General features: G+C 43.4%; 12 protein-coding genes and 2 pseudogenes. 8 read left to right on the top strand and 6 right to left on the bottom strand.

The features are described 5' to 3' along the window. Positions 1-145 precede the first annotated feature (145 nt). The 3 genes from PX636_RS17650 (at position 146) to PX636_RS17660 (ending at position 3,261) form a co-directional block, all read left to right on the top strand. Entirely contained in the window at positions 146-1,417 is a 1,272-nt protein-coding gene (locus tag PX636_RS17650) for a dihydroorotase (RefSeq protein ID WP_288118102.1), read from the top strand. 84 nt (positions 1,418-1,501) lie between these two features. Beyond that, positions 1,502-2,668 (top strand): DNA-methyltransferase, encoded by a 1,167-nt coding sequence (locus PX636_RS17655; RefSeq protein ID WP_288118103.1) that lies wholly within the window; start codon positions 1,502-1,504, stop codon positions 2,666-2,668. Between the two features lie 20 nt (positions 2,669-2,688). After that, entirely contained in the window at positions 2,689-3,261 is a 573-nt protein-coding gene (locus PX636_RS17660) for a Uma2 family endonuclease (RefSeq protein ID WP_110545990.1), read from the top strand. A gap of 88 nt (positions 3,262-3,349) precedes the next feature. Here the strand turns inward: PX636_RS17660 and PX636_RS17665 are convergent, their stop codons facing one another. Further along, positions 3,350-4,774 carry a Ni/Fe hydrogenase subunit alpha gene (locus PX636_RS17665; protein ID WP_002798537.1) on the bottom strand — a complete coding sequence of 475 codons (1,425 nt, stop codon included), beginning with the start codon at positions 4,772-4,774 and terminating at the stop codon, positions 3,350-3,352. A gap of 702 nt (positions 4,775-5,476) precedes the next feature. Between PX636_RS17665 and PX636_RS17670 the strand changes: the two genes are divergently transcribed. Continuing rightward, positions 5,477-6,463 carry an RNA polymerase sigma factor, RpoD/SigA family gene (locus PX636_RS17670; RefSeq protein ID WP_002782393.1) on the top strand — a complete coding sequence of 329 codons (987 nt, stop codon included), beginning with the start codon at positions 5,477-5,479 and terminating at the stop codon, positions 6,461-6,463. Between the two features lie 100 nt (positions 6,464-6,563). Continuing rightward, entirely contained in the window at positions 6,564-7,037 is a 474-nt protein-coding gene (locus tag PX636_RS17675; protein WP_288118105.1) for a DUF29 domain-containing protein, read from the top strand. Positions 7,038-7,154: 117 nt separating this feature from the next. Here PX636_RS17675 and PX636_RS17680 read toward each other — a convergent pair whose 3' ends face one another. After that, the gene (locus tag PX636_RS17680) at positions 7,155-8,246 is read right to left on the bottom strand and encodes a tetratricopeptide repeat protein (protein WP_002798539.1); all 1,092 of its coding nucleotides are present in this window, start codon (positions 8,244-8,246) and stop codon (positions 7,155-7,157) included. 73 nt (positions 8,247-8,319) lie between these two features. After that, complete coding sequence (nblB, locus tag PX636_RS17685) at positions 8,320-8,985, bottom strand: phycobilisome degradation protein NblB (protein WP_288118106.1); 666 nt, start codon at positions 8,983-8,985, stop codon at positions 8,320-8,322. A 44-nt stretch (positions 8,986-9,029) separates the two neighbouring features. Between nblB and PX636_RS17690 the strand changes: the two genes are divergently transcribed. Then, entirely contained in the window at positions 9,030-9,782 is a 753-nt protein-coding gene (locus tag PX636_RS17690) for a tetratricopeptide repeat protein (RefSeq protein WP_002798543.1), read from the top strand. Between the two features lie 21 nt (positions 9,783-9,803). Here PX636_RS17690 and PX636_RS17695 read toward each other — a convergent pair whose 3' ends face one another. Both PX636_RS17695 and PX636_RS17700 read right to left on the bottom strand, forming a co-directional pair. Then, positions 9,804-10,757 (bottom strand): ABC transporter ATP-binding protein, encoded by a 954-nt coding sequence (locus PX636_RS17695; protein ID WP_288118107.1) that lies wholly within the window; start codon positions 10,755-10,757, stop codon positions 9,804-9,806. A 53-nt stretch (positions 10,758-10,810) separates the two neighbouring features. Further along, a pseudogene (locus tag PX636_RS17700) lies at positions 10,811-10,973 on the bottom strand (ISNCY family transposase); the annotation flags it as partial. A gap of 120 nt (positions 10,974-11,093) precedes the next feature. On the opposite strand from PX636_RS17700, the pseudogene PX636_RS17705 reads away from it, so the two are divergent. Further along, a pseudogene (locus tag PX636_RS17705) lies at positions 11,094-11,237 on the top strand (hypothetical protein); the annotation flags it as partial. Positions 11,238-11,274: 37 nt separating this feature from the next. Beyond that, positions 11,275-12,003, top strand: a complete 729-nt coding sequence (locus tag PX636_RS17710) for a carbonic anhydrase (RefSeq protein WP_002798546.1) — start codon at positions 11,275-11,277, stop codon at positions 12,001-12,003. Positions 12,004-12,029: 26 nt separating this feature from the next. Here PX636_RS17710 and PX636_RS17715 read toward each other — a convergent pair whose 3' ends face one another. Then, positions 12,030-12,599, bottom strand: a complete 570-nt coding sequence (locus PX636_RS17715) for a low-complexity tail membrane protein (protein ID WP_004159551.1) — start codon at positions 12,597-12,599, stop codon at positions 12,030-12,032. Positions 12,600-12,698 lie beyond the last annotated feature (99 nt).

Here is a 12,698-nt window from a genome sequence, read left to right on the forward strand (position 1 = left end):
CTATTATATAACACAAGCAGTAGATTTAGAACATAAAAAGATCCTTTCCTAACTTAAATTTCTGTACATAACTAAAAATATATAAATTTGAGTGCTTAACAGTGATATACTGCCAGAGGAAAAAATGACGTTTTAATTAGTCTGCGTGAATAGCCAATCCTCGACGATCATAGAACAGGTTAGAGTCCTTGACCCCCTGACACAAACCGATCGCATTGCCGATGTCTGGATTGAGGAGGGGGTAATTAAAGCGATCGAATCTCAGCTTCCCCCAAGAGAAAACAGTAACTATATTTCCGGTCAAAACTGTATTTTTGCTCCCGGATTAGTCGATCTCTACAGTCATTCTGGGGAACCCGGCCACGAGGACCGAGAAACCCTCGCATCTCTGATCGAAGCTGCCACGGCCGGAGGTTGCACCCGGGTGGCAATTCTGCCCAATACTCTCCCTCCCCTCGATCACCCCGCACTTATTAGCACATTACAGCAAAAAAGTCAAGGGTTTTTTGACTCAAAATCGACTCGTCTGCATTTTTGGGCAAGTCTCACCCTGGGAAGACAAGGGCAAAAAATGACGGAATTAGCCGATTTAATGCCTGTAGCGGTGGGTTTTACCGATAATCGCAGTCTGGAAGATTTGGGACTGTTGCGGCGCTTATTGGAATACCTAAAACCCTTCGGTAAAAATATCGCCCTTTCCCCCGTAAATCAGCAATTAAAGGGTAATGGAGTCATGCGTGAGGGAGAAACCTCGATTCGCTTCGGTTTACCAGGAGATCCTGCTATTTCCGAAACCACTGCTTTAGCCACAATTTTAGAAATCGTCGGCGAAATTAATACACCTGTTCACCTAATGCGAATTTCTACCCGTCGAGGAGTGGAATTAATTCGCGAGGCAAAAATGCGGGGATTGCCGATAACCGCTAGTGTGACGTGGTTGCATCTGCTCTTAAATACAGGATCGATCGCCAGCTATCATCCCAGTTTACACCTCGCTCCCCCCTTGGGCAACGAAAGCGATCGCAAGGCGTTAATTGCGGCAATTAAGGAGGGAATTATCGATGCAATCGCGATCGATCATCGTCCCTATACCTACGAAGAAAAAACCGTCTCTTTTGCAGAAGCACCCACCGGCGCGATCGGGTTAGAATTAGCTTTACCGCTACTCTGGGAAAAATTAGTAATAACCGGGCAATTATCAGCTTTACAATTATGGCAAGCGCTTAGTCTCAATCCCTGTCGTTGTTTACAACAAAAACCGGCATCTCTCAACCCCGGTAATCCCGCAGAAGCAATTCTTTTTCATCCCCAAGCAAGCTGGAAAGTAACAGCAAATAATCTTCACTCCCTCAGTCACAATACTTTCTGGTTAAATCAAACAATTACGGGAAAAGTCTTAGAAATGTGGAATTTTTAAAAGGTGGCCAATTTCTATCTTGAGACTCTCCTAGTTTTTTGGATAATGATCAGCTAGAATTCTAGAGAAAACTAGAGTAAGGCCATGGAAAAAGAACTGGTATCGGAAAAGCGCGGTTATCTACTTCGCACGGTGGCAGAAGCTAAAGAAATTGTCCTTAATTGGTTGCGAGAAATAAATTTAGTTAATGCGATTAAATTAGGTTTACCAGAAGTGGATGACAGATATCATATTTGGCGAATTCCTTTATGTAATGAACAGAAAAAAACCGTTGGGGAAGTGGTGATCGATGCCTACACCACCGAAATTTTAGCCGATAGGACAACCCGGACTGAAATTATTATCGCTCGTCTGTTAAAACAGGATGAATCTAAATTAGAAACCCGCAAGAAAACCAAAAAAGAATACAAGCTTTCCTCTCTGAGAAATACCATCGGATTTGGTGATTGTGGCGAACTTTTGGAGGAAATGCCAGCAGAAAGTGTTGATTTAATCTTTACCTCACCACCCTATTTTAATGCTCGCCCAGAATATTCGGAATTTGAAGAATACGAAACCTATCTATTGAAGCTGCGACAGGTGATCAGAAAATGTCATCGAGTTTTGAGTGAAGGACGTTTTTTTGTCATTAATATTTCTCCCGTGCTGTTGCGTCGTGCTTCCCGTAATCAAGCTTCTAAACGTATTGCTGTCCCCTTTGATTTGCATCGAATTTTTGTTGAGGAAGGTTACGATTTTATTGATGATATTATTTGGCTAAAACCAGAGGGAGCAGGGTGGGCAACTGGTAGAGGGCGCAGATTTGCCGCCGATCGCAATCCTCTCCAATACAAAACTGTGCCGGTGACTGAATACGTTTTAGTCTATCGTAAACACACGGATTTACTCATCGATTGGCATATTCGTAATCATCCCGATCAAGAAGTAGTAAAAGCCTCAAAAATTGCCGATGGTTATGAACGCACTAATGTCTGGAAAATTAACCCAGTCACTAACTCAAAACATCCCGCCGCTTTTCCCGTAGAATTGGCAGAAAAAGTGATTACCTATTACTCTTTTAAAGGCGATGTGGTTTTAGATCCCTTTGCTGGTTCAGGAACCGTGGGACTAGCGGCCGCTTCTTTAGATAGACGTTTTGTTTTATTCGAGAGTAATTTTAATTATATTGAACTGATACGAAAGCTAATTACTGAAGGCAATAAGACTGATTTAGACTCAGTTATTTGGCTTAATTGTCCGTTAGAAAACTAACAATGAGCGAGGTAAACACCATGACAGCCGGTAAAAGTCACGCTTATTTTACTCCAAAAGACTATCTGGAAATAGAGAAAATTAGTCCCATTAAACATGAATATATGCAAGGGCAAATCTTGGCGATGGCGGGGGCCAGTAAAGCCCATGTTATCATCACAGGTAATCTTTCGGCTCAATTAATTAATCATTTACGGGGTAGTGGTTGTCTTGCCTACGCTACCGATATGAAAGTGCGTCTCCCTAGCTTAAATATCTTCTATTATCCCGATTTTGCCATTACTTGTGACCAACGGGATCGAGTTTCCCAGGAAGATTTTATCCTGCATCCGCGAGTGATTATCGAGGTTTTATCCGACTCTACGGCAGCCTTTGATAGAGGCGATAAATTTGCCGATTATCAAACTATCCCTGAATTAGAGGAATATCTACTTATCGAGCAAAAACAAGTCCTAATCGAACAATATCAACGTCAATCTAATAACCTCTGGATTCCCCATATTTATCACGCGGGAGATTTAATCACTATTAACTGTATTAACTTTTCTTGTCCGATAGAAACTCTTTATCAAAACCTAGAAATTCTTAGCTAGAATCTTCACCGTAAAAATAAATAGTAAAATGGGGTCAGGTACTAGGATAAATTTCCCCTATTTCCTAACCCCCCAACAACTTAGATAATTAACCCCTTTGTCGAGTATTAATCACCTCACCGGCTGCATTAACTAACTCTAGCTGTAGCGGCATTTGTCCCATAGCGTGAGTGGAACAACTTAAACAGGGATCATAGCAACGAATACCCGCTTCCACCCGGTTTAACATCGCTTCGGGAATTTCGCCACCATGGATATAATGTTGGGCGATTTGTTTCACCGTTTGATTCATGGCTAAATTATTATTACCCGTGGCAATAATCAAATTCACCGTTTCAATCAAACCATTTTCATCCACTTTATAATCATGGAATAAAGTACCCCGGGGCGCTTCACTAACTCCCACCCCTTGCAGATTATTAATTCCCGCTTCGGCCCGGCAGCGTGGAGAAACTATATCGGGATCGTCGATTAAAAGTTCGATACGCTCTAAACAGCCTAAAATCTCCACTAATCGGGCATAATGATAGTAAAAAGAAGAGGTTGCTACACCACCGACCCGATGGCGATATTCCCGTAACTCGATATCCGCTCCCTCCGTGCCAAAATGGGAACAAACATTTAAGCGCGCCAACGGACCAACCCGATAGATACCGTTGGGATAACCGAGGGGTTTATAGTAGGGAAACTTTAAATAAGACCATTTTTCTACTGATTCGCCGATATAATCGCGATAATTGTCTTCGCTGAGGTTATCGGCCACAATATTGCCTTGACTATCGGTAAAACGAATATGACCGCCGTAGTGTTCCCACTCGTCCCGTTTACCGACCAATCCCATAAACAGGGAAGGGAAATTACCAAAAGCGGCGATTTCTGTGGTTAAATTGTCTAGAAGTCCTTTAAATAGGTTTAAGGCCGTGTAAAGAGTCGCTTTAGACTCCGGCAGTCGTTCTTTAATCCATTGTCGCCCTTCTTCGCTCAGGGGAGAACGCACACCTCCCGGGACAGACCAAGCGGGGTGAATTTTTTTTGCTCCCAAAAGTTCAATAACTTTCTGTCCAAATTGACGTAAACGGATGCCCGCTCGCGCTAGGTCGGGATCGGCGGCGATTAAACCGAAAATATTCCGTTTAGCGGCGTCACTTTCCCAACCAAGCAGAAAATCGGGACTGCTAAGATGGAAAAAGCTTAAAGCATGGGATTGGGTTAACTGTCCCAAATTCATCAAGCGCCGCAGTTTTTCCCCCGCGGGGGGGATTTGCACCGCTAGAATTTTATCACCAGTTTTGGCGGCACAAAGTAGGTGACTAACGGGGCAAATGCCGCAAATTCGGGCAGTAATTCCCGCCATCTCCCACATCGGCCGTCCCTCGCAGAATTTCTCGAAACCGCGATACTCGACCACATGAAAACGCACGTCATCCACTTCCCCCCCATCGTCAAGGAAAATCGAGATCTTGGCATGGCCTTCGATCCGGGTGACGGGATCGATAACGACGGTTTTAGTCATAGTAAGTCCTCATTGTTCAGGAGTTCCACAGAACGGTATTGTGGAGAGTGCGATCGAGCTTGGTTTAGACGATAATTTATCCCGATCTCCGCCCTGCTGTCTCTATGATAGTTATTACCCCCCTAGCAATCCTAATTTTTATAACAATTTTTCCCGATTCTCAATCGCAGCTAATTTGGCATTTTGTAGCAAATACTACAGAAAATAGTTCGGAAATCCGCAATGATTATCTCTCCCTTTGCTGGTGTTGATCGGTCATTATATATATAGAAGTCGGTTCTCGTCTGTTAGTTTTCAGCCTGGTTCTGCTTTGCTCTCAAAGCTGAGGGCGAAAGGGTCGAAAGTCGGCCAGATTGTTTACAGCTAATCGGGAAAATAACCTTTTTGTCCTGTAATCTTACCTAACAGTATCAGCGGCACTGCCGAGGATTCAGGAAAAAGCGACCCAAAAACAAGCGATTGTAGTTGATAGTCCTACACTATAATACTTTTGTTCTGGATGTTGAGAAAAAAGCATAAACTTAACATCATACCAAAGAATGAATTAACTTTGAACCTTTAGGGGATTGCCCGCGTCTAAAAGCGCAGGATACAATCAAAGAAATTCCGATCAAACTCATACCGACTTCAGATAAGCCAGACTCACCCGCGAGTCGGAATAGTAACAGACTTTTTCTGTGTCAAGGAGTCACCACCAAACCAATGCCCACCGCAAAAACCAACCAAACTCAATCACAGCCCACCCTCAATGCCGATATGGTGCGTACCTATCTGCACGAAATTGGGCGAGTTCCCCTCCTAACTCACGAACAAGAAATTATTTACGGCAAACAAGTCCAACGGATGATGAGCCTGTTAGAAGCGAAAGAAGCACTATCGAAGCAATTAGGACGGGAACCAGATCGCTTGGAGTGGGCGGATTCGGTGAATTTAAGCGAAAATGAACTGGATCGCGCCTTGAAAACCGGCGATCGAGCTAAACGGAAAATGATTGAAGCTAACCTCCGCTTGGTGGTTGCGATCGCCAAAAAATATCAAAAGCGGAACATGGAATTCCTAGATCTAATTCAAGAGGGTAGTCTGGGATTAGAAAGAGGTGTAGAGAAATTTGATCCCACCAAAGGTTATAAATTTTCTACCTATGCTTACTGGTGGATTCGACAAGCGATTACCCGTGCGATCGCTCAACAGGCCCGCACCATTCGTTTACCCATCCATATCACCGAAAAACTGAATAAAATCAAAAGAACCCAGCGCGAACTCGCCCAAAAACTGGGGAGAAGTGCCACTCCTGCCGAGATTGCCCTGGAATTAGAGCTAGAACCCGCTCAAATCCGCGAATATCTCAGTATGGCTCGTCAACCCATCTCCCTTGATGTGCGCGTCGGCGATAACCAAGATACGGAATTGTCGGAATTATTAGAAGATAGCGGAGTGTCTCCCGATACCTTCATCACCCAAGAATTATTACGGCAAGACTTAGCCAATCTCCTGGCCGAATTAACTCCCCAACAACGGGAAGTGATTACTCTCCGTTTCGGTTTAACCGATGGCAAAGAGTTATCCCTAGCCAAAATTGGTCAGAGAATGAACATCAGTCGGGAACGAGTGCGACAATTAGAACACCAGGCCCTGGCTCATTTACGCCGTCGCCGGGCCAACGTCAAGGAATATATTGTCGCTAGTTAGTAAAATTAGCCAATAATCAAAAAGGAGAGCTTGCGCTCTCTTTTTTTTGGGTTTAATTGATATAGAATCCCGATTAGTTTTCACCTGTGGCAGTTCCGTCATGACTAGAGCGACAGAAACAGCGACCCCAACACTATACGAAGAAGATTTTTATCTCTGGCTAAAAACCACGGCAGAACAATTAAAAAAAGGCCAGTTTGCCGAGGTGGATTTAGACAACTTAATTGAGGAGATTGAATCGATGGGGAGAAGTGAAAGACACGCGCTCAAAAGTCTTTTAACTCGTCTCCTAGAACATTTACTCAAATTAACTTACTGGCAATCGGAAAGAGACCGGAATGGCAATCATTGGAATGGAGAAATCAATAATTTTCGGGCAGAAATTCAAGATTTACTGGAGGATAGCCCTAGTTTAAAGCCCTATCTTCGGGAGATTTTTGAGCCATCCTACCATACAGCTTTAGAGACCGTCCGGAAAAAAATGGGTTTATCCCCCGGCGGTTTACCGAGTCAGATAATTTTTAATCTCGAACAGGTTTTAGATCATCAATGGCTGCCGATCGATTGGGAATAAACTATTGACTATCTAAATCACTCCTTGATCGCTAAACAGTCATCAGTGAACTAAAAACTCAAATCTGAAAACTCAAATCTGAAAACTCAAATCTGAAAACTGATCACTGATCTGGTTTTACTCAAGCAACTTCTTCAGCAGGGCATCCACTTCCTCCAGGCCGGATTGATTATTTTTCAGCACATAAACCGCTCGCGCTTGCTTAAAAGCTTCCTCCGCTTCTCTTTTTCGTCCCCGGCCCGCGTAGGCCCGACCGAGATTAAGATAGACATCGGCGTTATTGGGGGCAATTTCGGCCAAATCTTGATAGGCGATAATTGCTGCAAGATAATCTTTTCTGGCCAGATGGATGCGACCGATTCCCGCTTGTGCTTCCAAAGATTGGGGTTGCAGGAAAACAGCCCGACGATAAAAGGGGAGAGCCTCGTCAAAACGCTCTTGTTTTTCGAGTAAAATCCCTATTTTTAGCTGAATTAAAAAATTTCCTGCACTTTGTCGCTCTATTTCCTTTAAAATTTGGGTTCCACCATTTAAATCGCCCTGTTTGAGCAAAAGGCTGGCCAGTTGCAATCTTAATTCACTATTGTTAGGGAATCTTTGCAGGGATTTTTGGAGAAAATCGAGGGCTTCGCTGCTTTTATTCTGTTCGATCAAGGCTTTACCCATGATTTCGTGGGCTTGCTGATTATTGGGGTCGAGAGCTAAAACCCATTGGTAAACTTCGCCCGCTTTAGCATAGTTTTTTTGGCGTAATAACACCACCCCTAAACCGAGGTAGTGTTGGACGTTTTTCGGTTCTATTTGGATAGCGTAGTAGTAAGCGGTGGCTGCATTGTCATAATCACCGATATTAGCCAAACTATAACCGAGAGCATGGAAAAAGTCGGGATTACTCGGATCGAGACTTAAAGCTTTTTGGTATGCTTGGGCGGCGGCGTTATAATCCCCTTGCCGCGTTTGTAAAAAGCCAATCCCAGAGAAAATTTTGGCATTATTGCCATCAAGGGCGGCAGCCCGCTCGTAAATGGCTATAGCTTCCCCATAATTGCCATTTTTGACCAATTGCCGCGCTTGACGCAGTAGTTCGTTAACCTGTGAATCCTTGCTCACGATTGCCCCCGCCGGATTATCAGCGATCGCAATTGAGGCAGAGAAACAGCCCCCCGCGAGAAGACCGACGAGCAAGATTAAACGGGTAAATTGTTTCATCGCTTTACCTTTGTTAACGATTCTTAATTAAAGTTTATTGTAAATGGTATTGACAAAAATCAACTATTCTGCATCACCCTTGGACGAGATTATTGCGGGCCTCTTGGGCGACTTGGGCGCTTTTGTCGCCGGTTAACTGGGTCAAAACAGCGATCGCATCTTGCCCCCCTAAGCGGCCTAAAGCTTGAGCGAGACGATAGCGCAGTTGCCAGTCATCATCACTAGCCAAGGGAACGAGTAAAGAGACGGCGCGAGGGTCGCCTAGTTCCCCGAAAGCACTAACGGCGGCCGTTTTTACCAATTCATTATCAGAGTTAAGGGCGATTTCGAGCAGTTCAAAGCCCCGGGGTTCCCCCAATTCGCCCAAAGCTGCCACAATGCTAAATTGAATTAACCAGTCGCAGGATTGTTGATAGACGGCCACCAGATCATCGTAGGCTGCCGTTAATTTTAACCCCCCGATCGCATCGGCCGCGGCCGCTTTCACGTCTGCTTCGGGATCATGCAACAAGCGATCGCGTAGAATAGTTAAGGCCAGATCAGGATTCTGACGACCGAGGATATCTAGCTGACTTACCGCCGAATAACGCACCCTAGCGTTACTATCGTTAATTAAAGGCTGTAACATCTCGAAGGCGATTTCTGAGGCTAAATAACGCAGTTGATTAACTCCCGATAAGCGATCGCCATAATCATCGGAATCGAGCAGCCGTTGCACGGATTCAGGGGAATAATTCATAATTTGATGACACCCTTAACAATTGGACTGGTATTAATTGTCCCATGAATAGTTATCGACTCCTGACTATTTTGATCATGTTTAGTTCCCCGGTTTTTTGGGGCTGTAGTCCTCCCGCTCCCCTTAAAAAAGAACCTACGGCCGAGATGCTTGTTCCTCCTTCTCCCAGTCCGATTATTTCCGCATCAGACATTAAAGCTGCTAATCGTTATCGTCAATTGGGATTACAGTATCGTCAACAGGGAGATTTTATCAAAAGTATTGAAGCTTTAAAAAAATCGGTACAGTTAAACCCCAATCATCTAGACGGGAGAGTAATTTTAGGATGGACACAACACCTAGCTAAACAACCTTTAGCGGCACAAACAACCCTCGAAGAAACGATTAAAATTGCTCCCGATCATGTGGCTACTTATAATGCTTTGGGTATTGTTTATCTTGTCGGTGGTCATCTTGAAAAGGCCGTAGTTACGCATACTAAAGCCGCTAATTTAAAACCCGATAATGAAATTGCCTACTATAATTTGTCCCTCGCCTATCATCGCTTAAAAGATTTTAATTCAGCTATTACTAACGCTGAAAAAGCAGTTAAATTAGAGCCGAATAATCCCCATCCTCTTGTGGCTTTGGCAATGGTCTATTTAGATCAAGGTGATATTAAAAAAGCGCGGGATACCTACAAAAAGGCTAGGGATTTAGACGGTCGTTATCGACAAAAATGGTTTCTGGCACATCTGAAGGAAGCTGGTTTTAGTCAGGAGCAAATTAAATTAGTCGAAAAGTTACTATCTGGTTAGATTTAAAATTATTATTTCCCCTTAGGATGCCTGTCGATGTCCCAATTTTAGGAAAATAGTTTCTAAATCTTCGCGGCAAGTATAAAACTCGCTTAAGGTCAGGCCAGAAACCACTAAAGATTTCAACAATTCGGCACTATCTTCTAGGGTTCCCGTAAATTTAACTTGGAGAGTATTAGTATTAATAATTCTTTGCCAACTTTCCACAAAAACACATTGTTTAAGAGCGGTTTCTAAGGCTTCTAAATTGCCTAGAGTCGTAATCTGCAAGTATTGGCCAGCTAGACGTTGATTTAATTCTTGTAAAGAGGTGCTTTCCACTAGATAACCTAATTCCATGATGCCCACAGAACTACAAAGTTCGGCCAAATCACTAAGGACATGGGAGGAAATTAAAATAGTCATACCTGCCGATTGTAAGACTTTAATAATCTCACGAAATTGTAGGCGAGCGATCGGGTCTAATCCAGAAACCGGTTCATCGAGAAGTAAAATTAAAGGTTCATGAATAATCGTTCGGGCTAAACTTAAACGTTGTTTCATCCCCCGGGACAAAGTAGCGATCAAATTATGGCTTTTACCGGTTAATTGTACCAGTTCTAGAACCTCATAAATGCGGCGATGACGTTGGGAGCGAGGGATATGATAAAGACGGGCAAAATAATCCAGATAATTCCAGACATTTAGGTCATCGTAGAGGGGAAAATTATCGGGTAGATAACCTAAGTTTCTTTTGAGACGGGGATTACTCTCATCTCTTAAAAGACGTTCTCCGTGCAGATATATTTCTCCCGTTGTCGGTTCTTCCGCTGCCGCTAACATCCTAATTAAAGTGGTTTTTCCCGCTCCATTTGGACCGATTAACCCGTAAACTTCCCCCGCTTCAATCTGTAAATCCACTTGATTAACAGCCCCATGGCGGTCAAATTGTTTGGTTAAACCAACGGTAGCAATGGCTAATTCTGGTGTGTTCATAAAGTTTTAGTAGTGGGATTGCTGACAAACTGGCCACCACATTCTTAACATTAACGTTTGGGTTTCCCGTTATCAATTGAACCATTCTTGATGGTATGGTGAGAACCACAACTAGGACAAGGCAATACAGGCGAAGAGGTGATTTTGTTCTGTGTTAGACTGATATTTGAGTAAGTCTAACACGAACCACAAAAAGATATTGATCAGAAAACTGATCATCAAGCTAGATGTTTAAAGACTGATTGGGTTCCAATTATTTTTTTTTGTTAATGAATATTTTACACAGTTCATACCAGATAAGCAAGAGGGCTACGCCACTACCACCAAATCCTTACCTTGCGCTATTTTACCCCCGAAGGTGAATTAGTTCCCACTCCCGCAGAAGCGGCAGGCAAAGCAGAAAATCGAGTCCAACGGGAAAGGCAGAAAGCCGCAAAATTAGCGGCTAAATTGCGGGAATTGGGCATAAATCCCCGATAAAATTGCTAATTATCCGATGATTTCTGGATTTAATACGATGTATAGACGAGAATTACTGCAATTTATTGGCTCTCACGCTCTTTTTGGGGCTATTAATCCAGAATTTACTTGGAATTATCAAAATATTGACCATTGGGGCGAATTATCAAGGAATTATCGTCTCTGCACCACGGGAAAGCAACAAACACCGATCGATCTGAGTATAGTGACTGAAAAAGAGCTATACCACCCCACTTTTAATTATCGTCCTGTACCCCTAAAAATTCGCCATAACGGTCGTACAATCTTGGTTCAGACCGAAAAAGGTGGAAATATGAGGTTTCACGGCGAAAACTGGGATTTATTGCAGTTTCATTTTCATCACCCCAGCGAACATCAGATTAAAGGTCAGTCTTTCCCTCTAGAAATTCATTTAGTGCATCGAAATGGGAAGGGAAATTTAGCAGTTGTGGGTATCTTAGCCGAAATCGGCGCAAATAATCCCTATTTACAAACGATTTGGGATTATTTGCCCCGAGAACCTTCTCCTGAAATGATTATCCCCGATACTTGGGTCAATGTCGGGCTTTTACTGCCAGAAAATAGCGATTTTTATGAATATCGCGGGTCTTTGTCCACTCCTCCCTGTAGCGAGGATGTTCTCTGGTTAGTCTGGCAAAATACGATCAAAATTTCTCCCCAACAACTGCAACAATTGGCTGAGATTTTTCCGAGTAATGCGAGGAATATTCAACCCTTAAACGGGCGATCAATCCTGCATTCCTAGCCGAAATTGTCGGCATTTTGGCTAATTTAGATAATTTTATTAACTTTTAGACCAACAATGGTAAATAACTCAGGAATGCGCTCAATAACTAAAGCTTCGGTGGCTGTCCAGTCACTTTCCTTAGTGGCTAAAACCCCCAGAACACTCAGAGGAACCTGTAGAAATAGGTGACTTAAGAGGAGAGCGATCGCAGCGATTACTAAACCTAAAAGCCGCCATTGGGGGAGATAGGCGGCCACGGCAGCCGCTAGAGGGGCAAAATTGTAGATTGGCCAAGTGATGAGAATTAAGAGGACGACTCCCAAAAGAGTAAGAAGACGATGGCGAGGACGTTTAAAAAGAGAGAGAATTTTTAACTGTTCGGGGGTGAGTTGACTCGGTTTTAGAGCAACCAACAAAAGACTAAAGATATCAAAAGGTTTTGTCCACTGCATCCAAAAGACGGGTATGATAGCGATCGCTCCTAGAAATAGCCATTCTAGCCAAAGAAAAGGCAAGGGATCGCCCACAGCTAAACCAATCCAAGCGATTTGTAAAAAGATTGGCAAAGCCGCTAACCCTGCCAGATGAATCCACAAAAAAGGTTCTGATTTCATAGAGGGAAGTGGGGAGATGGGGGAGTGGGGGAGCAGGGGAGTGGGGGAGTGGGGGAGTGGGGGAATTATGAATTATGAATTATGAATTATGAATTATGA

The organism is Microcystis sp. M53598_WE2, from assembly GCF_030067735.1.
Lineage (GTDB): Bacteria > Cyanobacteriota > Cyanobacteriia > Cyanobacteriales > Microcystaceae > Microcystis > Microcystis aeruginosa.